This is a genomic window from Citrobacter sp. XT1-2-2, assembly GCF_023516235.1.
In the GTDB taxonomy this organism is placed as follows: domain Bacteria; phylum Pseudomonadota; class Gammaproteobacteria; order Enterobacterales; family Enterobacteriaceae; genus Citrobacter; species Citrobacter werkmanii.
The window spans coordinates 2,532,814-2,556,813 of record NZ_CP097324.1 but is presented as its reverse complement, the minus strand read 5'-3'; the positions used below and the strand labels follow the sequence as shown (position 1 = coordinate 2,556,813).

General features: G+C 51.9%; 25 protein-coding genes. 10 read left to right on the top strand and 15 right to left on the bottom strand.

What is annotated here, in order from left to right:
* Positions 1-41: 41 nt before the first annotated feature.
* Positions 42-1,238, top strand: a complete 1,197-nt coding sequence (locus M4I31_RS12160; RefSeq protein ID WP_085049343.1) for a multidrug effflux MFS transporter — start codon at positions 42-44, stop codon at positions 1,236-1,238.
* 31 nt (positions 1,239-1,269) lie between these two features.
* On the opposite strand, the gene M4I31_RS12155 is transcribed toward M4I31_RS12160, so the two are convergent.
* Entirely contained in the window at positions 1,270-2,304 is a 1,035-nt protein-coding gene (locus M4I31_RS12155; RefSeq protein WP_085049342.1) for an AI-2E family transporter, read from the bottom strand.
* 416 nt (positions 2,305-2,720) lie between these two features.
* Here M4I31_RS12155 and mdtJ point away from each other — a divergent pair, with 416 nt between their 5' ends.
* A complete protein-coding gene (gene mdtJ / locus M4I31_RS12150; protein ID WP_160956389.1) occupies positions 2,721-3,086 on the top strand; it encodes a multidrug/spermidine efflux SMR transporter subunit MdtJ in 366 nt (121 codons plus the stop codon).
* Entirely contained in the window at positions 3,073-3,402 is a 330-nt protein-coding gene (gene mdtI / locus M4I31_RS12145) for a multidrug/spermidine efflux SMR transporter subunit MdtI (protein ID WP_038640477.1), read from the top strand. The genes mdtJ and mdtI overlap by 14 nt, the downstream gene beginning before the upstream one ends.
* Before the next feature lie 34 nt (positions 3,403-3,436).
* On the opposite strand, the gene M4I31_RS12140 is transcribed toward mdtI, so the two are convergent.
* The 5 genes from M4I31_RS12140 to msrP all read right to left on the bottom strand — a co-directional run bounded on the left by M4I31_RS12140 (position 3,437) and on the right by msrP (position 8,225).
* On the bottom strand, positions 3,437-4,258 hold the full coding sequence (locus tag M4I31_RS12140) for a serine protease (RefSeq protein WP_038640479.1): 822 nt from the start codon (positions 4,256-4,258) through the stop codon (positions 3,437-3,439).
* Between the two features lie 270 nt (positions 4,259-4,528).
* Positions 4,529-4,921, bottom strand: coding sequence for an acid resistance repetitive basic protein Asr (asr, locus tag M4I31_RS12135; RefSeq protein WP_085049341.1), 393 nt, complete (start codon positions 4,919-4,921; stop codon positions 4,529-4,531).
* Positions 4,922-5,058: 137 nt separating this feature from the next.
* Positions 5,059-6,546 (bottom strand): carboxypeptidase M32, encoded by a 1,488-nt coding sequence (locus M4I31_RS12130; RefSeq protein WP_085049340.1) that lies wholly within the window; start codon positions 6,544-6,546, stop codon positions 5,059-5,061.
* 47 nt (positions 6,547-6,593) lie between these two features.
* Positions 6,594-7,220, bottom strand: coding sequence for a protein-methionine-sulfoxide reductase heme-binding subunit MsrQ (msrQ, locus tag M4I31_RS12125; protein WP_085049339.1), 627 nt, complete (start codon positions 7,218-7,220; stop codon positions 6,594-6,596).
* Positions 7,221-8,225: a protein-methionine-sulfoxide reductase catalytic subunit MsrP gene (gene msrP / locus M4I31_RS12120; RefSeq protein ID WP_161668243.1), complete on the bottom strand. Its 1,005-nt coding sequence runs from the start codon at positions 8,223-8,225 to the stop codon at positions 7,221-7,223.
* Positions 8,226-8,412: 187 nt separating this feature from the next.
* Here msrP and M4I31_RS12115 point away from each other — a divergent pair, with 187 nt between their 5' ends.
* The 3 genes from M4I31_RS12115 to M4I31_RS12105 all read left to right on the top strand — a co-directional run bounded on the left by M4I31_RS12115 (position 8,413) and on the right by M4I31_RS12105 (position 11,375).
* On the top strand, positions 8,413-9,135 hold the full coding sequence (locus M4I31_RS12115; RefSeq protein WP_069324171.1) for a response regulator transcription factor: 723 nt from the start codon (positions 8,413-8,415) through the stop codon (positions 9,133-9,135).
* Complete coding sequence (locus M4I31_RS12110) at positions 9,132-10,613, top strand: HAMP domain-containing sensor histidine kinase (RefSeq protein WP_085049337.1); 1,482 nt, start codon at positions 9,132-9,134, stop codon at positions 10,611-10,613. The genes M4I31_RS12115 and M4I31_RS12110 overlap by 4 nt, the downstream gene beginning before the upstream one ends.
* Positions 10,614-10,700: 87 nt before the next feature.
* The gene (locus tag M4I31_RS12105) at positions 10,701-11,375 is read left to right on the top strand and encodes a CPBP family intramembrane glutamic endopeptidase (RefSeq protein WP_042308544.1); all 675 of its coding nucleotides are present in this window, start codon (positions 10,701-10,703) and stop codon (positions 11,373-11,375) included.
* A gap of 30 nt (positions 11,376-11,405) precedes the next feature.
* Here M4I31_RS12105 and M4I31_RS12100 read toward each other — a convergent pair whose 3' ends face one another.
* Positions 11,406-12,656, bottom strand: a complete 1,251-nt coding sequence (locus M4I31_RS12100) for an MFS transporter (protein ID WP_038640493.1) — start codon at positions 12,654-12,656, stop codon at positions 11,406-11,408.
* Between the two features lie 107 nt (positions 12,657-12,763).
* On the opposite strand from M4I31_RS12100, the gene M4I31_RS12095 reads away from it, so the two are divergent.
* The 3 genes from M4I31_RS12095 (at position 12,764) to bioD (ending at position 15,832) form a co-directional block, all read left to right on the top strand.
* Positions 12,764-13,672 carry a LysR family transcriptional regulator gene (locus M4I31_RS12095; RefSeq protein ID WP_038640495.1) on the top strand — a complete coding sequence of 303 codons (909 nt, stop codon included), beginning with the start codon at positions 12,764-12,766 and terminating at the stop codon, positions 13,670-13,672.
* 118 nt (positions 13,673-13,790) lie between these two features.
* Positions 13,791-15,011 (top strand): sugar metabolism global transcriptional regulator Mlc, encoded by a 1,221-nt coding sequence (mlc, locus tag M4I31_RS12090; protein ID WP_085049336.1) that lies wholly within the window; start codon positions 13,791-13,793, stop codon positions 15,009-15,011.
* 125 nt (positions 15,012-15,136) lie between these two features.
* Positions 15,137-15,832 carry a dethiobiotin synthase gene (bioD, locus tag M4I31_RS12085; protein ID WP_038640499.1) on the top strand — a complete coding sequence of 232 codons (696 nt, stop codon included), beginning with the start codon at positions 15,137-15,139 and terminating at the stop codon, positions 15,830-15,832.
* Here bioD and clcB read toward each other — a convergent pair.
* From clcB to M4I31_RS12055, 6 genes are all read right to left on the bottom strand, one after another.
* Entirely contained in the window at positions 15,788-17,077 is a 1,290-nt protein-coding gene (gene clcB, locus M4I31_RS12080; protein ID WP_038640501.1) for a voltage-gated ClC-type chloride channel ClcB, read from the bottom strand. The genes bioD and clcB overlap by 45 nt on opposite strands.
* 117 nt (positions 17,078-17,194) lie before the next feature.
* Positions 17,195-17,809, bottom strand: a complete 615-nt coding sequence (dmsD, locus tag M4I31_RS12075) for a Tat proofreading chaperone DmsD (protein ID WP_085049335.1) — start codon at positions 17,807-17,809, stop codon at positions 17,195-17,197.
* A gap of 42 nt (positions 17,810-17,851) precedes the next feature.
* Positions 17,852-18,706, bottom strand: coding sequence for a dimethyl sulfoxide reductase anchor subunit family protein (locus M4I31_RS12070; RefSeq protein ID WP_085049334.1), 855 nt, complete (start codon positions 18,704-18,706; stop codon positions 17,852-17,854).
* Between the two features lies 1 nt (position 18,707).
* Positions 18,708-19,325 carry a DMSO/selenate family reductase complex B subunit gene (locus M4I31_RS12065; RefSeq protein WP_085049333.1) on the bottom strand — a complete coding sequence of 206 codons (618 nt, stop codon included), beginning with the start codon at positions 19,323-19,325 and terminating at the stop codon, positions 18,708-18,710.
* Positions 19,326-19,335: 10 nt separating this feature from the next.
* The gene (gene ynfE / locus M4I31_RS12060; RefSeq protein WP_250856804.1) at positions 19,336-21,774 is read right to left on the bottom strand and encodes a selenate/tellurate reductase subunit YnfE; all 2,439 of its coding nucleotides are present in this window, start codon (positions 21,772-21,774) and stop codon (positions 19,336-19,338) included.
* A 153-nt stretch (positions 21,775-21,927) separates the two neighbouring features.
* Positions 21,928-22,236 carry a DUF1161 domain-containing protein gene (locus M4I31_RS12055; protein ID WP_139815560.1) on the bottom strand — a complete coding sequence of 103 codons (309 nt, stop codon included), beginning with the start codon at positions 22,234-22,236 and terminating at the stop codon, positions 21,928-21,930.
* Positions 22,237-22,339: 103 nt separating this feature from the next.
* Here M4I31_RS12055 and M4I31_RS12050 point away from each other — a divergent pair, with 103 nt between their 5' ends.
* Positions 22,340-23,050 (top strand): YnfC family lipoprotein, encoded by a 711-nt coding sequence (locus M4I31_RS12050; RefSeq protein ID WP_085048269.1) that lies wholly within the window; start codon positions 22,340-22,342, stop codon positions 23,048-23,050.
* Between the two features lie 6 nt (positions 23,051-23,056).
* Here M4I31_RS12050 and speG read toward each other — a convergent pair whose 3' ends face one another.
* Both speG and M4I31_RS12040 read right to left on the bottom strand, forming a co-directional pair.
* Positions 23,057-23,617, bottom strand: a complete 561-nt coding sequence (gene speG / locus M4I31_RS12045; protein WP_038640513.1) for a spermidine N1-acetyltransferase — start codon at positions 23,615-23,617, stop codon at positions 23,057-23,059.
* A gap of 37 nt (positions 23,618-23,654) precedes the next feature.
* Positions 23,655-23,996, bottom strand: coding sequence for a DUF1283 family protein (locus tag M4I31_RS12040; protein ID WP_038640515.1), 342 nt, complete (start codon positions 23,994-23,996; stop codon positions 23,655-23,657).
* Between the last annotated feature and the right edge of the window lie 4 nt (positions 23,997-24,000).

Sequence of the window (24,000 nt, the reverse complement as noted above, 5' to 3'; positions counted from 1 at the left end):
CATATATACTGTGGTCTGTTTCTTCAACATGACAGAGCGCTATGCGTAAAAATGAACTGGCATCGCCGGTGGCTACAGCAAGCCACACCGGCCTTACTTTTATTCTGATCCTCAGTGGCCTGATGGCCTTTACCTCACTTTCTACCGATATTTATCTTCCGGCAATGCCGACAATGGCCACGGATTTACATGGCAATGTAGAACTTACGATCACCGGATTTTTGGTAGGTTTTACTATCGCACAGCTGATTTGGGGACCGATTAGCGATCATCTGGGCAGGCGTAAACCGCTGTTTATTGGCATGGTGCTTTTTATCATCGGGTCTGCAGGATGTGCGATGTCTACAAGCATCACGCAGATTGTTTTCTGGCGGGTATTTCAGGCCCTTGGCGCCTGTACTGGGCCTATGCTGGCCCGGGCAATGATCCGCGATCTCTTTGCGCGTACCCGTGCGGCGCAAATGCTCTCGACGCTGGTGCTGATAATGGCGATTGCGCCGATAGCTGGGCCATTGATTGGCGGGCAAATTATTCGCCTGAGCACCTGGCACGCAGTTTTTTGGCTGCTGGTGCTGATTGGCGCGCTAATGTGTGTCTCTTTATGTTGGCTACCAGAAACACTGCCTGAAGCAAAACGGGTAAAAGCTTCTCTGACGGGCGCATTTCGTAATTACCGTTCCCTGTTATCTAATGGGCGTTTTATGCGCTACACCCTGAGCCTGACGTTTTATTACGTCGGCGCGTATGCGTTTATTACCGGATCGCCATTTGTTTATATTAGCTATTACCATGTTGATCCTCAGCATTATGGCTGGCTGTTTGCGCTAAATATTGTCGGCGTCATGGCGATGAGTGTGGTAAACCGTAGGCTGGTGCAACGGCATCCCCTGGAGCAACTGCTGAAATATGCGACGATGCTGGCGGCGCTGGCTGCGGTTGCGCTTGCCCTGTTGGTTAAGCTGGAGTCCGGGGGAATTGTGGCCATTATCATTACCATATTCCTGTTGTTCTCGATGAACGGCATTATTGCGGCTACCTCAACGGCCGCAGCGCTGGATGCGGTACCGAACATCGCTGGTTCAGCCTCCGCGCTGATTGGCGCATTACAGTACGGTAGCGGGATTATCTCATCATTACTGCTGGCCGCTTTCAGTGACGGCACGCCATGGACCATGGCGTGGATAATTGCGTTATTTACGCTGTTGAGTGCCACCCTGGCGCTACGGGCTAAACGATAAACGAAATGCCCCGCGCAGGCGGGGCGACATTTTACGCTTTGTTGAGATCGCTAAGCAGAACGGCAATGCTTTGCCCGCCGTTGGTTTGCTCAAGCGCAATTTTGACGATGATGGTCAGCGGAACAGAAAGCAGCATCCCCACAGGACCCAGCAACCAGCCCCAGAAGATCAACGACAGAAACACCACCAGCGTGGACAGCCCAAGACCTCGTCCCATAATCCGCGGTTCGAGGATATTCCCAAACACCAGGTTAATGACCAGATAACCCGCCAGCACCACCAGGGCGTCATAAAGACCGCTAAATACCAGCACCTGAGCAATAGGGGGGATGGCTGCCAGCACTGAACCGATATTAGGAATATAGTTGAGGGCGAAGGCCAGCAATCCCCAGACAAAGGCAAAGCGCACGTCGAGGGCGGCGAGCATGCCCCAGGCGACCAGTCCGGTCACAATGCTGATTGCCGTTTTTAGTACCAGATAGTGCGATACGCTGTCGATGGCGCGTTGAATCGCTGCCATTCCCTCAATAGGCCGGCTCATCATTTGTTTCAGTTTGTTGGGCAGTTGCGGGACTTCCAGCAGCATAAAAACCACCGTCAGCAGCAGTAAAAATATCGATGACATGGCATTAGACAGCTGCGCCAGCAAATTAGTGACCAGCGTCATTGCCGCGTTCGGATCGATGTATTTGACGAGCTCATCCACCGAAACGCCTATCCCTGCGCGCTGTAGCCAAGGCTCGAGATTTTTCAGCGGGATAACCAGTGAAGAACGGTATTGCGGTAGCGTCCGCGCAAGCTCATTTAAGGATGTACCTAAGTAGGCTAATAGCAGCACCATTAGCATTACAATAATTACGATCAGCAATGACACTGCGAATACGCGCGGTATGCGAAGTTTCACCATGCGTTGCACCACAGGGTTCAGCACAACGGCAATAAATAATGCCAGAATAAAGGGCACGATGATATCTGCGGCAAAGCGGATGCCGCTCAGTATGATAACCAGCATGCCCAGCATAATGACTATTTTTAGACCGTTAAGCGTAATGATCGGTTTCGCCATGTGTATTCCTGTGCTTTTACTTTTTGAATCTGAATAATAATGTGATTTGCGTCGAGGCGTTATAACAAAAATCAAACGGGGCTGGTAAAGAAGTGAAAAGGCTTTGAGTTCGTAATGAACCTATGATACAAATCATCTGTGTTTAACTACCGAGGACAATTATCATCCGCGATGATGAGAAGCAACACTGCGGATAATTGTAATATTATGGACAATATGTTCAGGATGTTTTTGCTTTTACCTACACTTCTTCGTACCTCTTCCACTTTCCTGCTTGCGGGTGAGCAACACTGGCGCAACGCGCTTTAGTCCCTTCTTCTGCCTGAGCTTGCGCTGTGCGCTGAGCTAACTGATTTTATTTTTTGGTTTACTGCATGCAGTAGGCCCAAAGGACTATATTCTCAAGCAGGAGAAGCATCATGTTTTACTGGATATTATTAGGTCTGGCCATCGCGGCTGAAATTACCGGTACGCTGTCAATGAAATGGGCGAGCGTGGGCCATGGTAATTCAGGCTTTATTTTAATGCTGGTAATGATCGCCTTATCGTATATTTTTCTCAGTTTTGCCGTTAAAAAAATTGCTCTCGGCGTAGCTTATGCCTTATGGGAAGGTATCGGTATTTTATTTATTACGCTGTTCAGCGTGCTGTTATTTGACGAAACCTTGTCCACGATGAAGGTGGCTGGTCTGGTCTCGCTGGTGGTAGGTATTGTGCTGATTAAATCCGGTACACGAAAGCCTGCCAAAGCGGGCAGAGAGGTGACCCATGCAGCAGTTTGAATGGGTTCATGGCGCCTGGCTTGGCATGGCTATCGTTCTGGAAATCGTGGCTAACGTCTTTTTGAAGTTTTCTGATGGTTTTCGCCGCAAGGCTTATGGCGTGCTGTCGCTGGCTGCAGTTTTAGCGGCTTTTAGTGCGCTGTCGCAGGCGGTAAAAGGTATCGATCTCTCCGTCGCCTATGCCTTATGGGGCGGATTCGGGATTGCCGCGACGTTAGCTGCAGGCTGGGTGCTGTTTGGTCAGCGTCTGAACAATAAAGGCTGGATCGGCGTGGCATTGCTGTTGGCCGGAATGATCATGATAAAACTGGCCTGATAAAAGTGCTGCCCGTTAATACGGGCAGTATGCGTTATCCCTTGGCCAGCGCTTCCAGTTTGTCGCGAAATCCGGTCACGGAAATCGCGCGGTTATCTGCCCGCCAGCGATCTTTCGCCGCCGGAGCGGAGCTTTGTACGCCAATCAATTGCCAGCCGGAATCCGTCTTCAGCATCAATGGCGACCCACTGTCGCCCGGGAGCGTATCGCACTGATGTGACAAAACGGTATTTTGCGCCCAGCCGGTCACCACGCAATCCTGATGCGTGTACAAATCGTCAAGATGATCTTCCGGATAGCCTGACTGCGTGACTTTACGATCCGCGGTTTTCAGCGCCGCGGTTAACGCCGCTTTATCACCTTCAAATAATGGCAGCGGTGTGATACCGGAAGGTGGATAACGCAACACCACCAGACCAAAATCCCATGGGGCGGCGGAGGGGGGCACAATCCAGCCATCACCATCGGCTTTTAAACGTTTGCCGAGCGAAGGATCAACCCGGCCTTCAATTCCGTGGATCTCATAACGCCAGATACCCTTTTTCGACACGAAACGTAACGCCACGGCTTTATCAGGTTTACCTTTTGGCGGCGTAAGTAAGCAGTGTCCGGCAGTCAGAGCCAGATGGGGTGAAATGAGCGTAGCGGTACACAGATTACCGCTGGCGGTTTCCAGTTGTCCGATAGCGTCCCATGGTGATTGCGTTGGGTCAGTCACCTTAATGCGATCGTCATGTCCAAAAAACAGCGTTTTTATATTTTCTGCTTCAGCGCTGGACGTTGCTGGCTGTTCCGCATGCGCAACGACAGGAGTTAAACAAATTGAACCCAGTAACACAGCAATGGTTTTATGCATATCACACTCTGGTGGGGAATTATGATTTTTAACAGCAAACCCTCAGTTAATACTATAGACGGGACGGCGGGAAAGTGGGAGTAAAATCAGATAACTACACTCAGGAAAGATAAAAATGCATGGCGATGAGGGCACAAATAATCAGGGCCGTAAGAATGAACTCAAAGCGGTAATGTGACACCATTTTACCCTCCGAAAGGCGGCGCCAAATCTGAATGATTTAGCGCCGTATGCTACGGCGTGGGGGACGCCATAGTGACTACAGGTGTGTTATGCGGCTGGCTGAGCGGCTGGTTTAGCGGAGTCGTGTTTCACAGGTTTTTTGGTGTGTTTTTTAGCGGCCTGAGCTTTTTGCTCTGGTGCTTTCTGTTCTGCGGCAGGCTTGGTGGCTGCTTTTTTGGTGTGTTTTTTAGCGGCCTGAGCTTTCTGTTCTGGCGCTTTCTGTTCTACCGCCGGTTTAGTGGTGGTTTTTTTGGCGTGTTTTTTGGCAGCCTGTGCTTTCTGCGGTGCAGCTTTGTGCTGTTTTTTATGATGGGTGGTTTTCGCCGGGGCTGCTTTTGTTGTTGCAGCAGTTGGCGCGGTGGTAGCAGTTGTTTCAGCAGCAAATGCAGCAGAAGACAGACCCATAGCAGCGGCAACAACCAGAGCTAATACTTTTTTCATTCTCATACCCTCGATTTGGTTTTTCATTCAACCCCACTGCGGGGCCGTTGAAATAACTATATCGCTGTAATCACTGGGCTTCCGTGAGTCATTGGTATCGGCGTGTAACGATATGTACAATGACTCACGGCATGAGATTACAAATAACGGGCTTCCAGGTGAGTGCGGAAATAGCGGCTGCTGAGCGGCTCTCCGGTGGCCTGGGTAATGAGTTGTTCAGTGGTAAAACGACTGCCATGCTGCCAGATATTTTGGCGTAGCCAGTCAAAGAGGGCGCTAAACTCTCCCTGCGCAATGGACTGGTTCAGATCGGGCAATGCGCGGTGAGCTGCGCTGAACAATTGCGCCGCATACATAGCGCCTAAAGTGTAAGACGGGAAGTAGCCAAAGCCGCCGTCGGTCCAGTGAATATCCTGCATACAGCCATTGCGATAATCCCCCACCGTTGACAGTCCAAGCCAGGCCTGCATCTTCTCATTCCACAAGGCCGGAATGTCATCCACTTCAATGTCACCGTTAATTAACGCTCGCTCGATTTCATAACGCAGGATCACGTGAGCAGGGTAGCTCACCTCGTCGGCGTCAACGCGGATAAAACCGGGTTTTACCTGCTGGTTCCAGGCAATGAAATTGCTCTCTTCAAACGCTGCCTGGTTGCCAAAATGACGCGTCACAGCCGGAATGAGTCGCGTCAGGAATGCTTTACTGCGTCCCAATTGCATCTCAAAGAACAGACTTTGCGACTCATGAATGGCTGTTGAGCGTGCCAGAGCGATAGGTTGTCCTGACCAGTTACGCGGCAGATTTTGCTCATAGCGGGCGTGACCCGTTTCATGAATCACGCCAAACAGCGCGCTGAGGAGTTCATTTTCGTCATAGCGGGTCGTAATGCGAACATCTTCCGGCACGCCGCCACAGAAGGGATGCGCGCTGATATCCAGTCGTCCAGCGGTAAAGTCGAATCCTAACTGCGCCATCGTTTCCAGACCCAGCTCTCGCTGTACAGCAGTCGGGAAGGGGCCAATTGGGGCGATAAGCGTTTGTTGAGACTGTTTTGCCACCGCCTTGCTAAGGAGATCGGGCAGCCAGCTTTTCACATCTGCAAACAGGACATCCAGTTGGGCGCTGGTCATCTCTGGTTCAAAGATGTCCAGTAGCGCGTCATAAGGTGAGCAACCTTTAGCGTCTGCGCGCAGTCGGGCTTCTTCGCGGCTGTATTTCACGACCTCTTTCAGGTTCTCGGAAAAACCCTCCCAGTCATTCGCGGGTCGCTGGCTGCGCCAGGCATGCTCACAGCGGCTGCCCGCCAGCGACTTTGCTTCTACCAGTGATTCAGGCAGCAGGGAGGCCTGGTGATGCAGTCGCGACATTTCGCGCAAATTCGCTTGCTCAACATCGTTAAGGTCTTCCTGTTTTGCTGCGGCGATCCACTTGGCTACTTTCGCGTCGGTTAACAACTGATGCTCAAGTACGCTCAGTTCTGCCAACGCTTCGCCGCGGGCTTTGCTGCCGCCCGGCGGCATCATGGTAAACATGTCCCAACTGGCGATGGCCGAGAGGTGAGAGAAGCGAGAGAGCCGCTGGAACGTGCGGGTGAGTTGATGGTAATTATCATTGTTACTCATTTTTTGTTCTCGTTCTGTTTAGGTGTGGTTAAGAAGTTTACCGTGAATCATTCACTTTTCATAAACACACCTTTGTATCCGCTTTTGCGTAACCACTTTTTATAGCGAAATACCAGCAGCACAATAAAACAGAAGGCGTAGATAATAGGGGACGGTGACAACACTTTGACCGACCATAGGTAATGAACCGGGAGTAAAATGGCAGTCAGGTAGACGTAGTTGTGCAACGTTTGCCAGCGTTTGCCCATTTTACGCTGTGCGGCCTGCGTGGAGGTCAGCGTCAGCAGGAGTAAGATAACCCAACCCGTCATGCCCAGCGTGAGCCATGGCCGTGAAACCAGCTCTCGCCCCAACAATCCCAAATTTTGTATACCCAGCTCTAAAAGCGCATAGCTGGTCAGATGCAGTGTGGCCCAGGCAAAGCACCATAATCCTAACAAGCGTCGGGTACGAAACAGCAAAGGCTGCTTTGCATAGCGTGCGAGCGGCGATACCAGCAGGGTGGCAAGCAAGAATTTTAGCGCAGTAATGCCGGTAAAATGCTGAATGTCTTTCCCAGGATCGGCGCCCAGCGCACCCTGTTGCACTGCCCAGAAGAGCCATAGCAGGGGTAAAAAACCGGCGAGATGCAGTAGCACTTTCAGGCCGGTTATCTGCTTTGCCGTTAATCTCACTTAAAAGTTCTCCCGTAGATCCATGCCCCGATATAAAGAAGCCACCTCATTGGCGTAACCGTTAAAAAGCAACGTCGGCTGGCGTTGTACATCGAGAATCCCGCCGGAACCGATAAAACGTTCCGTCGCCTGAGACCACCGGGGATGATCGACATGTGGATTAACATTGGCGTAAAAACCGTATTCGTTCGGCGCTGACATATTCCAGGTCGTCGGCGGGCGCTCACGTGTCAGCTTGATACTGACGATCGATTTAATACCCTTGAAGCCATATTTCCAGGGGACCGTCAGGCGTATCGGCGCCCCGTTTTGCGGCGGCAATGCTTTGCCATACACGCCCACGGTCAGAAGGGTAAGAGGGTGCATGGCCTCATCCAAACGCAAACCTTCAACATAGGGGTATTTCAACCCACCACCAATGAAGCGATCTTTCTGACCGGGCATTTCATCGGGGGCGTAGCGTGTTTCAAAGGCAACGTATTTGGCGTCGCTGGTGGGTTCAACCTGCGCCAATAATTTATGTAAGGGAAAGCCAATCCACGGCACAACCATCGACCACGCTTCAACGCAACGCATCCGGTAAATACGTTCTTCTAACGGAAAACGCGTGGTCAGCGCATCATGATCCAACGTTAAGGGTTTGTTCACCTCACCGCTGATGGTTAATGTCCAGGGATCGGTTTTCAGGCTACCGGCATTGGCGGCAGGATCGGCCTTATCCAGACCAAATTCATAGAAATTGTTATAGCCCGTTACCTTGTCTTCCGGCGTCAGGGGTAGTGTGCTTTGCCAGGCATCCGGTTTTATGAACTCGAGCGGTTTCCCCGCCGGTGCAGGCGCGCGATCGTTACCCTTAAACCAATTCAGTAGATTCGCCTGCGTCGGGGAGGCGAGAGAAGCGGCTGCAGCGCCTATTCCAAGCGCTTTGAGGACCTGTCGTCTTTGCATAAAAAAAACTGATTCGGCGGTAACATCAGCTTCCCGAAGTGGACGTTTTTTCTGCATAACTGTTCCTTTTTATTTTCATGTTAAGGAAAACAAAGCGACGTTTCCCTGTTGATGCGTGACTTTCTGTAACGACATCCTGGATCCAGGCGTATCCCAGGATCCTCACGAAAAGTTAAAAATTTTGTGATAACTTCCGCCCCTTGCCTGAGGTAAGCTTTCAGTACAACGAGAGGGGATGACACTGATGGCCGGCGCAAAAAAGATATTTTTGGTGGAAGATGACAGCGATATTGCCTCACTTTTGCAGCTTAGCCTGAAGGATGAGGGATATGAAATTATCCATGAGGCGGATGGAACGCGCGCGCTTGAACAACTGGAAAAACATGTCTGGGATGCGGTTATCCTCGATTTGATGCTGCCGGGTGTCGATGGTCTGGAAATATGTCGTCGCATTCGTCAAATGAGTTTCTATTTACCCGTCATTATTATTAGCGCCCGCACCAGTGAAACTCACCGCGTTCTGGGGCTGGAGATGGGAGCCGATGATTATTTAGCCAAACCTTTCTCCGTACTGGAACTGATGGCCCGCGTGAAGGCGCTGTTTCGCCGTCAGGAGGCGATGAGTCAGAATCTACGTTTGGAGGCGGGGATCATTAGCGTCCATGGCGTGGAGATTGATCCCTTAGCCCGAGAAGTCCGCCAGCATGGCAAATCAATCGATTTGACGCCCCGTGAGTTCGATCTGCTCTATTTTTTCGCTCGTCATCCCGGCGAGGTTTTTTCGCGTCAGGCGCTGTTAGATCATGTGTGGGGCTACCAGCACGAAGGGTATGAGCATACGGTGAACAGTCATATTAATCGTCTGCGGACCAAGATTGAAAAAGATGCTGCTGAGCCGGAAATTATTCTCACCGTTTGGGGACGAGGTTATAAGCTTGCGGCGAATAACGCGGAGCATCAGTCATGATTTATCGACTGTCTTTAAGCCAGCGGCTGACCCTGGTATTTACCGCGATTATGTTGATTTGCGCGGTAGCCGTCAGCGTTGTCCAGCTACGTAATAGTCAAAAATATGGCGACGCCATGGTGCAAAGGCTGTCGCTGGAACTGGCGAGCAAGATTGTCAAAAGTGAGTCACTGATTGATACCCGCGGGCAGATCAATCGACAGACGTTAAAAGGACTGTTTAATCACCTGATGACGCTCAATCCAAGCGTCGAACTGTATCTGGTTTCACCAGCAGGTGACATACTCGCCGATGCCGCACCGCCCGGGCATATTCAGCGCCAGAAAATTACCGTGCAGCCGATTCAGGATTTTCTAAATTCGGATGCTTTGCCAGTGTATGGCGATGATCCGCGCAGCAATCAGCAGAAGGTCTTTAGTGCGGCGCCAGTGATGCTTAACGGCCAACTGCATGGTTATCTGTACATTATTCTCCAGGGCGAAAATCTGCATATGCTGGCAAATACCGCCTGGCAGAAAACGCTCTGGAACACGGTGGCAGGAACGTTAATTCTGGTTTTATTAGCCGGCGGAATTGCGGGCTTACTGGTGTGGCGATGGGTGACGCATCCGGTAAAAAGGTTGACCGCGCAGGTGGTCAAAATGGAGCAGGACAGTATTTGCGTCATTAAGCAGTTGGCGCAGAAAAAGCCCGATCCGTCACCGGGGAATGAAATTGCGTTGTTGAACAATGCGTTTATAGAGCTGGCACAGCAAATTGCGCAGCAGTGGGATCTGTTAGCTGACAGCGATCGCCAGCGCAGAGAGTTTATTGCCAATATATCTCACGATTTACGCACGCCGCTCACCTCGCTGCTGGGCTATCTGGAAATGTTGTCGCTGAAAGCCGACACGATAACGCCAGAGGAAAACAGGCATTATCTTAGTATCGCGTTGCGCCAGGGGCATAAGGTTCGCCATCTGTCACAACAACTGTTTGAGCTGGCGAGGCTGGAGCACGGCGGCATAAAACCTCAGCGCGAACGTTTTGCTATTGGCGAGTTGATCCAGGATGTGGCGCAGAAGTTTGATCTCCCTGTTGCCACACGCCATTTGCAGTTACACCTTGACGTGATGGGGCCGTTACCGCTGGTAAATGCCGATTTATCGATGATGGAAAGGGTGGTGACGAATTTACTGGATAATGCTATCCGCCATACGCCTGACGGGGGGGATGTATGGCTAAAAATCTGGCGTGATGAAGACCGACTGGTAGCAGAAGTGCAGGATAGCGGCCCAGGCGTGGAAATGGGGGTACGCGAAGTGTTATTTCAGCGCCCAACCGCGTTAACTCCCCGTGAGCAGCGCGGCGGTCTGGGATTGCTGATTGTGCGAAGAATGCTTGAACTGCATGGCGGCGATATCAATCTGGTTAATTCAACGGCAGGCGCGTGCTTCCGCTTTTGGCTGCCGCTGACGGATTCTCCATACATAGGGTAAATGTTGGTAGGTTGTCAGTGATAATGAGAATTTTTATCATATATCGATAATTCATCATCTTATACTCGACAAGTGCAAGGAGATTGTATGTCACAGGATGTCGACAACCAGTATATCGCCCGGACCAAAGCCGTTGCTGGCTGTTTTTCTATGTTTTTGCTGATGTTTGGTCTCACGTTTACCCCGTTGTTTTTTCCCGCAAGCCAGGAGCTGCTCGCCAAAGGATTACTCTTCCCGCTGTTGTTTATGCTGGAATTTATCGTATTGGTTCCGCTGTATTATTTCTTCTTCAGAAAAAGAGAGGGGCTGGGCAAAGGGATCTTCAATGCCCGCTGGTTTGGCATTTTATTTGCGGCCCTGCTTTTTATTCAGCTTATCTTGCCGTGGTTGATAGGTCTCAGACAAACCGAAGCGTGGGTAACCAGCCAGATATCTTTAAACAACTACGCGCTGTGGTTATCCACTCTGACCCTGATATTTTTTGCGCCAGTTTATGAAGAAATTGTTTTCAGGGGCTGTTTATTCAACGCATTCCAGTATTGGTTCAATAATAAAACCTGGCTGTCGTCAGTCGTGGTATCGATCATTTTTGCCGTGATGCATACCCAGTATGTGGATCTGCGCACGCTGCTGATGCTGTTTCTTGTGTCGCAGGTTTTAATCCTTGCCAGATTGAAAAGCAACGGACTGCTGATGCCGATGACGCTGCATATCGTGATGAACGGGACGGTTATTGTCCTGCAAATGGCAGCGTCTTCATAAGTGATGATGCCCGAAGCCGGGCATCCTTGATTAAACGTGCAGACGATGGTGCAAACGCGCACCGACCAGCAACGCCAGCACCAGCATCAGGGCGATAAATCCGCCCACGCCGTTCCAGCCGTAGCTATGCCAGAACACACCGCCCAGCGTACCGGCAATACTGGAGCCCAGGTAATAGCTGAACAGATACAGGGAAGAGGCCTGGCCTTTAGCGCGTTTCGCCCGTGGCCCAATCCAACTGCTTGCCACGGAGTGCGCGGCAAAGAACCCGGCAGAAAAGAGCAGCATCCCGGCGAAGATCAGCCATAGTGAGGTAAACAGGGTCATCAATAGCCCAAAAAGCATCACGCCGGTTGAAACGATCATCACCGGGCCGCGACCATAGCGGGTAGTCATGGAGCCTGCTTTCGGCGAACTCCAGGTCCCGGTCAGATATGCCACGGATAACAGGCCGACAACTGCCTGACTGAGTTCCCACGGAGAGAGCATCAGGCGATAGCCGATGTAATTAAACAGTGTGACAAACGACCCCATCAGCAAAAAACCTTCCGCAAACAGTAGCGGTAACCCTCTGTCGCGCCAGTGTAAACGGAAATTGATGAACAATGATTTAGGTCGCAGCGACGTGGGCCTGAAATGACGGGACTCTGGCAAAATTTTCCAGAACATCAGCGCGGAGGCGAGGGCAAAACAGCCGATCGCCGCCAGCGCGATACGCCAGTTGAAAAAGTCGGTGAATACGCCGCTGATCAAGCGACCACTCATACCGCCAATTGAGTTCCCACTGATATACAAGCCCATTGAGAAAGCCACAAAGCTGGGATGAATTTCCTCACTCAGATAGGTCATCCCCACCGCCGCCACGCCGCTCAGCGACAGACCGATCAGCGCGCGCATGATTAAAATCCCGTGCCAGCTGGTCATCATTGTTGAAAGCAGCGTACAGCAGGAGGCGAGTAGCAGTGCCGTAACCATTACCGGCTTACGACCTATCGCATCGGAAAGTGGGCCAGTAAACAGTAAACCGATGGCCAGCATTGCCGTAGAGATGGAAAGCGAAATACTGCTGCTGGCAGGGGAAACCCCAAACTCGTGCGAGAGCACCGGCAGTATGGGCTGCACGCAATAGAGCAGGGCAAATGTCGCCAGCCCGGCAGAAAACAGCGCCAGCGTAACGCGCATAAAAGGGGATGTACCGCGTTTGATAAAACCATCCGGCAGGGTAACGCTCTCGTCAATATCGCTTGCCGGCGCGGTATCGACCGTTGTTGTACGACTCACTTGGAATCCTTGCTTAATATTTTGCTACTACAGGACCAGCCTTAAGAGTATGAAAATCCCAATATTCTGTCTAATATATTAATAATCTCAAATAATATTTTAAAAATATGAATATCGAACTTCGTCATTTACGCTACTTCGTGGCGGTTGCGGAAGAGTTGCATTTTGGCCGGGCGGCAGCGCGGCTGAATATTTCGCAACCACCGTTAAGCCAGCAGATCCAAATCCTGGAACAACAGATTGGCGCCCGGTTATTGGCGCGAACTAACCGTAGCGTGGCCCTCACTGCCGCCGGAAAACAGTTTCTGGCGGACAGCCGACAGATCCTTAGCCTGGTTAATGAAGCCGCCGCCCGGGCAGAGCGTTTGCATCTCGGAGAAGCAGGGGAATTGCGTATCGGCTTTACGTCATCAGCGCCGTTTATCAAAGCGGTGTCAGATACGCTCTCCCTGTTTCGCCAGCGCTATCCTGTGGTGCATATGCAAACCCGCGAAATGAATACGCGCGAGCAAATTGCCCCACTTAACGAAGGTACTCTGGATCTGGGGCTTATGCGCAACACGCAACTCCCGGAAACGCTGGCGCGAGAGGTTATTCTGCATGAACCGCTGATGGCGATGATCCCACGAGCGCATCCGTTGGCGCAAAAGCCCGTAGTGACGCTGACTGAGCTGGCTAATGAGCCATTTGTCTTTTTTGACCCGCATGTGGGAACGGGGTTGTATGACGACATTTTGGGCCTGATGCGTCGCTATGACCTCAAACCGACGATTACTCAGGAGGTAGGCGAGGCGATGACCATCATTGGGTTAGTGGCCGCGGGGTTGGGCGTTTCGATCCTGCCCGCTTCCTTTAAACGGGTGCAACTGTATGAAATGTGCTGGATCCCGATAGCGGAAGAAGATGCCGTCTCCGAAATGTGGTTAGTCTGGCCTAAGCATCATGAGCAAAGTCATGCCGCGCAACGTTTTCGTGAACAACTGCTGGCGGCGGTCCAGGCGATTAATTTAGTTTAAATATGGGTGAAAATGTGCAGTAAATCACAAGGCTAAGTAAAAAGTTGACGGAAGCCATTGAAGTGCTTCACCATAGCCCACAGATTATTTCGGAGCGCGAAAATAAAGGGAGTAAGTGGTGGTTGCTGATAGTCAGCCTGGGCATATCGATCAAATTAAGCAGACCAATGCGGGCGCGGTCTATCGCCTGATTGATCAGCTGGGACCGGTATCGCGTATTGATCTCTCTCGCCTGGCACAATTGGCGCCTGCCAGTATTACCAAAATTGTCCGCGAAATGCTTGAAGCCCACCTGGTACAAGAGCTGGAAATCAAGGAAGCAGGGAGTCGTGGGCGTCCGGCCGTGGGGCTGGTTGTCGAAACCGAAGCCTGGCATTATCTATCCATTCGCATCAGTCGCGGCGAGATTTTTCTGGCGCTGCGCGATCTAAGCAGCAAGCTGGTGGTTGAGGATTGCCTGGAAATGGCGCTGGTCAGTGAAACACCTCTGCTGGCGCGTATCATTACCCAGGTCGATCAGTTTTTCATCCGCCACCAGCAAAAGCTGGAACGCTTGACCTCCATCGCCATCACGCTACCTGGCATAATCGATACCGAAAACGGCATCGTACATCGCATGCCGTTTTACGATGATGTCAAAGAGATGCCGTTGGGCGAAGCGCTCGAAAACCATACCGGCGTGCCGGTCTATATTCAGCATGATATCAGCGCCTGGACCATGGCGGAGGCGCTTTTTGGTGCATCACGTGGCGCACGCGATGTCATCCAGGTCGTTATTGACCATAACGTCGGTGCAGGGGTGATAACCGACGGTCATTTACTGCATGCCGGGAGCAGTAGCCTGGTGGAAATTGGTCATACGCAGGTGGATCCTTACGGTAAACGCTGCTATTGCGGTAATCATGGCTGTCTGGAAACCATCGCCAGCGTCGACAGCGTACTGGAACTGGCGCAGGTGCGGCTGAAGCAGTCAATGAGCTCTTCACTGCATGGACAACCGTTAACGGTAGACGCACTGTGCCTGGCGGCGATGCAGGGTGATTTATTGGCAAAAGATATCATTAGCGGCGTCGGGACCCACGTCGGACGCATCCTTGCCATCATGGTGAATTTGTTCAACCCGCAAAAGATATTGATTGGTTCTCCGCTCAGCAAAGCGGCTGATATTTTGTTTCCCACCATTGCTGACAGCATTCGTCAGCAGGCGCTCCCGGCGTATAGTCAGCATATTGTGGTCGAAAGTACGCAGTTTACCAACCAGGGAACCATGGCGGGGGCCGCGCTCGTTAAGGACGCGATGTATAACGGTTCTTTGTTGATACGTCTATTACAGGGTTAACATTTTTTAACTGTTGTACGAAAAATTGCGCTATCTCAAGCTGATTCCGGTCGTCATACCTTAGACTTTCTCCACTGTTTTATTTTCCTGACTTATATTTTCAAAGCATAACGGTGGAGTTAGTGATGCTGAAGCGTTTCTTTATTACAGGTACAGACACTTCTGTTGGGAAGACCGTGGTTTCCCGCGCATTACTACAAGCGTTGGCGTCAGGGGGTAAAAGTGTCGCGGGCTACAAACCGGTAGCCAAAGGAAGTAAGGAGACACCTGAAGGTTTGCGCAACAAAGATGCGCTGGTGCTGCAAAGTGTTTCATCTATCGAACTGCCGTATGAGGCGGTCAACCCGATTGCGCTGAGCGAGGACGAAAGCAGCGTAGCGCATAGTGGTCCCGTCAATTACACCTTGCTATCCAACGGTCTCGCAAGCCTGAGCGATAAAGTCGATCACGTTGTCGTGGAAGGTACCGGCGGCTGGCGGAGTCTGATGAACGATCTGCGCCCGCTATCTGAATGGGTGGTACAGGAACAAATGCCGGTGCTGATGGTAGTCGGTATTCAGGAAGGTTGTATTAATCATGCCATTCTTACCGCACAGGCGATCGCCAGCGACGGATTGCCGCTGCTTGGCTGGGTTGCAAACCGAATCAACCCAGGGCTGGCGCATTATGCGGAAATCATTGACGTGCTGAGCAAAAAATTACCTGCGCCGCTAATCGGCGAACTGCCGTATCTGCCTCGCGCAGAGCAGCGAGAGCTGTCACAGTATATCCGTCTGTCAATGCTTGGCAGCGTGCTGTCGGTAGATAGAGTCCTGGCGTAACGTTCTCGACAGCACTGACGCCACCACGCAGGCGATCAGTAATCCGGGGAGCAAGCGATACTCCCCGGTCATTTCACAAACCATCAATGTAGACATAATTGGCGCATGCGTGGTTGCTGCCAGTAGCGTGGCCATCCCCGTTAATCCTAACAGAATGGCAATTTCATCCGGACCCGGAAGCCATAATCCCCACGTTCGTCCCAGCAGCATGCCGACAGACAGACCGACAAACAGCGTTGGCGTAAACACCCCGCCCGGCGCACCGGAGCCACTGCTGGCAAGCACCGCCAGTAATTTGCAGATAAAGATCCCGCTAACCACGGTCAATAGCGGTGGCGAGAGCAGATATGACTGCACCACGCTGTAGCCATTTCCCCAAACGGCAGGAGTGAGCAGCGACAACAGGCCAACGATCAACCCGCCAAGCGCCAGTTGCCACGGTGGCGAGAGTTTTAAGCGCAAAAAACCGTTATGGCTGGCGGTCATCAACCACATAAACAACGGACCGCAGACGCCGGCAACCAGACCTGTGCTGACAATCATGGCGTATTCCATCACATGCAGTTCCCGTGTGAAGTGCACGGCATAGAGCAACGCATTGCTGTCGCTCAGTACATTGGTGGTCAGCAAGGCGACGACGGCGGATACCACCACCGGTCCCAGCGAGGCGAGGATCATCGTGCCAAACAGGACTTCAGCAATAAATAAACTGCCCGCCAGCGGGGCATGATACGCGCCGGCCATACCTGCTGCCGCTCCACAGGCGATCCATAATTTCCATTCGGCGCGCGGTGTGAAACGTTGAGCAAAGCTGGACGCGGCCAGCGCCGCCAGCAAAATCATGGCACCTTCACGCCCGATAGCACTGCCGCTGGCGACAACCAGTAACGATGCCAGTGACTTTACCAGGCTGGCGCTGACGTCGAATTGACCGTCCGTTTGCAGGGCTTCCATGTAATCTGTGGGAGCCTGTGGTCGTAAACGGTTGAATTTTTGCCAACCCCAGAGCAGTAAGCCTGCTGCCAGGCCGCCCAGCGCGGGCGTCAGCATGCGTCTTAACGGAGAAAGATTTGTCGCCGCATTGACCAGACTGCCCGTGTCGTTACTCAGGAACAACCATTCAAGAAGGAACATGGCATGGCGAAAGCCTGCGACGGCCAACGCGGCAAGGATACCAATCAGCGCGGCGATCAGCAGGCGGCGAAACATAGCGCGCAGGTCAGGATAAGCATGTAAATGGTGCATGAGTGGCCAGACAGGGAAATTCAGAGGCTTTATTTTGCGGCTATTTGGCAACAGAAGCAAAAGCTCAGCGTGCGCAACGGTATTATGCAGGCAGGATACTTCCTGCCTGTGGCGACATTAACGAAACAACGGCTTATCGGCTACTGGAATTAATAATTGCGATCGCCACTTTGCCAGTGTCAGGCGCGCCAGTTCAGCCAGAGCCTGGTAGAACGGGTGGTTCGCATGTTCGATAAACACGTCAAGGAAACGCGTTGACCACGGTAGCAGATGCCAGGCTAACAACTGTTCGCACTCGGTGTGGCGTCCGTTTTCAGCAAGCCAGGCCGTCAGTAACAGCAGCGCGCCAAAGTGATCTTCCGGTTCATTTTGCTGCACGGCAAACTGGATCCCGTTGTCACGCATCCACTGACGTAATGCCAGCGTGGAATCGCCAAACAAGACATTTTCACGATCCAGCCAGACGGAACCCCAGGGCGGAGAAGGTAGCGCGTAAGGGCCGACAAACAGTCGCTGCCAGGCTTGCGGGAGCGGCTCATCGGCCTCGGTCTGCAGTAGTTCAGCCAGCGCAGAAAGGGCCGTGGGTTCAAGCGGCCACTGCGCCTGCCAGCCATCGGTTTTTAGCGCACTGACCAGCGCAGAAGCTTCTGTACTGTCTGGCGCATAGTAGAACAGCGCACCCAATACGCGCGCCGCGGTAGAGAAGTTGTCACGTTGTGAAAAATGGGTCATGCAAACAATCCTGAAAAGTGCGGGTTGCCCCGCACCCGAGTATTAACCTGCAACAGCCATTCCGACTGTCATATGTAAGCCATAAAACAAACCGCGGCCAATAATTTCACCGGCAAGCACGAAAATTAAACCCAGCGCCAATCCGCCGACAGCCGGTTCTTTGCGACGAATTAGCGGGCATATCCAGCAACCCAGCCCCGCAGCCAGCATCACGATGCGCCAGACCTGTAAGCTTGCGTAGTCGGGAACCAGAGCGCTGGCGTGTTGTACTGAACTGTGAATTTCGCTGAGCGATACGCCCTGCAAAACGATAACGGCCACACTCACCAGCAGGGCAAGTATGCTGATTCCGGCGAATCTGGCGGCGTTAAACGACACGCTCGCAGCACGTAGCAGCAGGGCGGCAAACAGCGGGCCACTCAGCAACATCGTCATGAAAAACGCCAGCGTAGTATAGCCATTATACCAGGTCGGAACGGTGTCTATCTGGTAGACGTTAGTCATCGCCAGAACAAAAACCAGACCAAGCAACATGCTGAGCAGCAGCCAGATTTTACCTGACGTCGCCGGCATTTTACCGAGAAACGCCACCAGCCACCACAGGCCACCAACCGCGAAAAACAGCGAACCGCTGGCGATTTCGTTACTGAGCGCCGATGCGCCGATTCTGTTCAGCGAGTTAAACGCGCGTAGCGGTGAACCTAAATGCATTATTGAGGCGAGAAAGGCGATGCCCATTACCAGCCACAGAAAAAACATACTGCGCACGATACGTTGTTTTGCCACATCGTCTTTGGTGGTTAACCAGCCATACCCACTCACGATCAGCGCCCCGGCCACACATTGACCCAGCACCGTAAACAGGACCAGCGGCCATTCATGCCATCCATTTCCCATTTTACACCTCCTTCGGATTAGCCAGAAAACCCGTGGTATCCCCGGTCGGGCGGCTATTGGCATTGGGTTTAATCACAATACTCGGCCTGGTAAAATGCGCGCCCGATAACGGGGCAACCGCCGCCAGCTCACCATGTTTTTTGCGCAGCTCATCAAGCGGACCAAAGTCCAGCGCGCGTAGCGGACAGGACTCGACGCAGACAGGCTTTTTGCCCTCGGCGACACGATCATGACAGCCATCGCACTTGGTCATATGACCTTTAGCTGCATTGTACTGCGGCGCGCCGTATGGGCAGGCCATGTGGCAGTAGCGACAGCCTATGCATACGTCTTCATCCACCACGACAAAACCATCTTCACGTTTATGCATGGCGCCACTTGGGCAAACCTTGGTACAGGCTGGATCTTCGCAGTGATTGCAAGAAATGGAGAGGTAATAGGCGAAGACATTCTGATGCCAGACGCCGTTATCCTCCTGCCAGTCACCGCCCGCGTATTCATAAATCCGTCGAAAGCTCACCTCAGGCGTGAGATCTTTGTAGTCTTTGCAGGCCAGTTCGCAGGTTTTGCACCCGGTGCAACGACTGGAATCAATAAAAAATCCATACTGAGTTGTCATGGGCTAGTCCTTAAACCTTCTCGATCTCGACCAGGTTAGTGTGCTGTGGGTTGCCTTTTGCCAGCGGTGAAGGGCGCTGGGTTGTCAGCGTATTGACGCAGGCGCCATGGTCAATTTTATCGCCAGCCATATCGGCATCGTGCCATGCGCCCTGACCCATTGCGCTTACGCCGGGCAGGATCCGCGGCGTCACTTTGGCCGGGATACGCACTTCACCACGATCGTTAAAGACCCGCACCATATCGCCGTTTCTGATTCTCCGCTTTTGGGCATCGACGGGGTTGATCCATATTTCCTGGCGACAGGATGCCTGGAGAACATCAATATTCCCGTAGCTGGAGTGGGTGCGGGATTTGTAGTGGAAACCAAACAACTGCAGCGGGAATGAACTGCGTTTTGGATCGTCCCATCCTTCAAACGTTGAGGCGTAAATGGGAAGTGGGCTTATCACCTCATCCTTTTGCAACTCCCAGGAGTTGGCAATTTTCGCCAGTCGGCTGGAGTAGATTTCAATCTTGCCAGAGGGGGTTTTGAGCGGGTTGGCCTGCGGATCGTCGCGGAATTTTTTGTAGGCGACAAAGTGTCCGTTGGGATCTTTGCGTTTATAGATCCCCATTTTCTTCAGCTCGTCATAAGAAGGGAGCGCGGGGTCTTTAGCCAGCATTTTTGCATACAGATACTGGAGCCATTGTTCCTGGGTACGGCCTTCAGTAAAACGTTGGTAGATATCGTCGCCAAGACGTTTCGCTACTTCGCTCATTATCCAGTAGATCGGTTTACGTTCGAACTTAGGCGACGTCGCGGGTTGAATAAAAATGAGGTACCCCATGTTGCCCGCGTAGTCGTTGGGAATAATATCCTCCTGTTCGACGGTCATTAAATCAGGCAGCAGAATATCGGCATATTTGGCCGAAGATGTCATGAAGTTTTCGATGACCACTATCATTTCGCATTTCGTCTCGTCCTGAAGGATCTCATGCGTTTTATTGATATCTGAGTGCTGGTTGGTGATGGTGTTGCCCGCATAGTTCCAGATAAATTTTATCGGCACGTCGAGCTTATCTTTCCCACGAACGCCATCGCGGGTAGCGGTCATTTCCGGGCCCCGGACGATGGCGTCGGTCCAGCTAAAGCAGGATATCTGAGTCTTGATGGGATTTTCAGGCAGTGGCATGCGCTCAATCGTGATGGTGTAGGTTGATTCTCGTGCGCCGCTATTGCCGCCGTTGATGCCGACGTTGCCGGTCAGAATAGGCAACATCGCGATCGCGCGTGAGGTTAGTTCACCGTTAGCCTGCCGTTGAGGACCCCAACCCTGGCAAATATACGCCGGTTTAGTGCTGCCGATTTCCCTTGCCAGTTTGATTATGCGCTCGGCTGGGATCCCGGTGATGTGCGAGGCCCATTGTGGCGTTTTGGCGATACCGTCATCACCGTTGCCAAGAATATAAGCTTTGTAATGCCCGTTAACGGGAGCATCGGCGGGCAGGGTTTTCTCGTCATAACCGACGCAGTATTTGTCGAGAAACGCCTGATCGACAAGATCTTCGTTAATCATGACCCAGGCGATTCCCGCTACGAGTGCAGCGTCGGTGCCCGGACGAATAGGGATCCACTCATCCTCTCGACCCGCTGCAGTATCGGTATAGCGGGGGTCAATGACGATCATCCGGGCGTTTGAGCGCTCCCGGGCTTGCTCCAGAAAGTAAGTTATGCCGCCGCCGCTCATGCGCGTTTCGGCAGGGTTATTGCCGAACATCACCACCAGTTTCGTGTTTTCGATGTCTGAGGTACTGTTGCCTTCGTTTGAGCCATAGGTATAAGGCATTGCCGCCGCGATTTGCGCGGTGCTATAGGTACCGTAATGGCTCAGGAATCCGCCATAGCAGTTCATCAGGCGAGCGACCAGTGAGGCATAAGGGGAGGAGCGTGTAATGTTGCCGCCGACAATGCCAGAGGTGTAGTTGATATACACGGCTTCATTACCGTATTTCTGTACGGTATTTTTCAAACTGGCGCTGATAGTATCCAGGGCTTCCTGCCAGGTTATGCGCTCAAATTTACCTTCACCGCGCTTACCCACGCGTTTCATTGGATAGTTGAGGCGATCCGGATGATTAATTCGGCGACGGATAGAACGACCACGCAAACAGGCGCGAACCTGGTGCTGACCATAAATATCATCCCCGGTCGTATCGGATTCTACCCATACGACCTCATCGTCTTTGACATGAAGTTGCAGGGCACAACGGCTTCCGCAGTTCACGGAACAAGCCCCCCAAACGACTTTTTCTTCTGCTGGTTGTAATGCTTGTTGTACCGCAGCCGCTGCGGAGCGCATTCCGAAAGGTAATGAGAGTCCGCCTGCGGCAAGCGCCAGCGAACCAATAGCCGAGGATTTCACTAACGTCCTGCGGCTGATGCCTCCATATTGCTCAGTTTCAGACATAACTCCCTCCATTATAGTTATCGCTATATATTAATTTCTATAACGAAATTAATAGCATGCTAATAATGGAGTGAGTTTACCCACTTATAGGCATGTCGCCTTAATGCATATCAAAGGGGAGCGACCCTCCGCGAGCGGAGGGCACTATTTATTTTATTGCGGCTCGGCAGCATGCCCGTCCTGGGCAGGGGTGCTATTGGCGGGGGCATTGCCACTGTTGGTCCGGGTATAGAGAATCTTATGCGTATCGTTTGCACAATGTCCCACTACCAGGGAATCAGGTTGATCGGCCTGATCGTTGGGGACGATACTTAGCGTAAAGCTGGATTCCACTACGCCATTATTTATGATGCGCTGCTCAATATCGCTCTTAACGCGTTCGCAGGATGCTGGCGCCGCCAGAACTTGCGGGGAGGCAGCTGCCAGTAAGATTGCGGCAATTCCTGTTATGTATTTCATCATCAGCTCCTTTTATGATCGACATGAACTAAGAGTAGCATTTCTGGTGTAAATAACTGTATTTGCTAATATGATTGAGAATTATCTTCTTATCCAGGTGAAAAATGTGAAGAAACAGACCCTGTTAGTTTTCCTGTGCGCCGTACTGGTCGGGTGTGATAACGCCAAAGGGCTGGTTTCTTTTACGCCGGAAATGGCCAGTTTTTCCAATGAATTTGATTTCGATCCGCTGCGTGGACCAGTGAAAGATTTCAGTCAGACGCTTCTTAATGATAAAGGTGAAGTTTCCAAGCGCGTTGTCGGTACGCTCTCGCAGGAAGGGTGTTTCGATACGCTTGAACTGCACGATATCGAAAACAATACCGGCATGGCGCTGGTTCTGGATGCCAACTACTATCGCGATGCCGAAACGCTGGAAAAAAAGATCCGCTTGCAGGGTAAATGCCAGCTAGCGGAACTGCCTGCTGCCGGTGTGGTGTGGGATACCGACGATAACGGCTTTGTCGTTTCCGCCACAGGAAAAGAGATGAAAGTCCAGTACCGCTATGACGCGGAAGGCTACCCGCTGGGTAAAACGACTGCCAGTAAAGACAATACCTTACAGGTTGATGCCAAACCGTCGGTTGATCCGCTGAAGAAGCTGGATTACACGGCGGTGAGTATGCTGAACAATCATCCATTGGGTAATGTCAGGCAAACGTGTAAGTACGATAACTACGCCAACCCGGTCAACTGCCAGCTGGTTATCGTCGATGAAAGCGTGAAGCCAGCAGTTGAACATCATTACTCGATTGAAAACACCATCGATTACTACTAGTCGCCTTTACTGAGCGGTAGGTTGTAGCAGGTTAGGACCTGACGTTTTGTGTTCCGCCAAATACTGCTGCTGGAAAATACACATACGGATGGTGTTGCGGTACTGGCCGTTGATAAAGAATTCATGAATCAGTTCACCTTCCACCATAAAGCCGAGTTTACGGTAGATGTGGATGGCTTTTTCGTTCTCTTTATCGACGATCAGATACAGCTTATATAAGTTGAGGACGGTAAAACCATAATCCATCGCCAGCTTTGCCGCCCGCGAAGCCAGACCTTTACCCTGATATTCAGGCGAAATAATAATCTGGAATTCAGCCCGGCGGTGGACGTGGTTAATCTCTACCAGCTCCACCAGCCCGGCTTTTTCACCTTCGCATTCCACCACGAAGCGACGTTCGCTTTGGTCGTGAATATGCTTGTCGTACAGGTCTGACAGCTCAACAAACGCTTCGTAAGGCTCTTCGAACCAGTAACGCATAACGCTGGCGTTGTTATCAAGCTGGTGGACAAAACGTAAATCTTCACGCTCCAGCGGGCGCAGCTTAACACTGAGGGCGCTAGTCATATTGTATCCTTGCAATATCCTTTAGGGTGCATAGTCATTATGGTGCAACGGTACGGCCAGTACGACGGTCGAGGCAGCGCAGGGTGTTAGGTTCCCAGTAGGCGTTAATATTGGCGCTCTGTTCGCACTTATCACGGCTATCAAAGGCCGCGTCGGCTTTGTCCCACTCTTTCTCAGTACGCTTGTTCACTTTCTGACGTAACTGGCGCGTATCGTTCCATTGTTCCTTTTCCATGGCGGCCTGTTGACGGCTTTGCGCACTGTCCCCGGATTCAATGACCAGTTTACTGGTTTCAGCAAATGCTGAAGAGGTGTACACAGCCGCCGCAAGCGTCAGCATAGCCGTCAGACACAGACGTTTGGTCAGTGTAATATTCATGGCG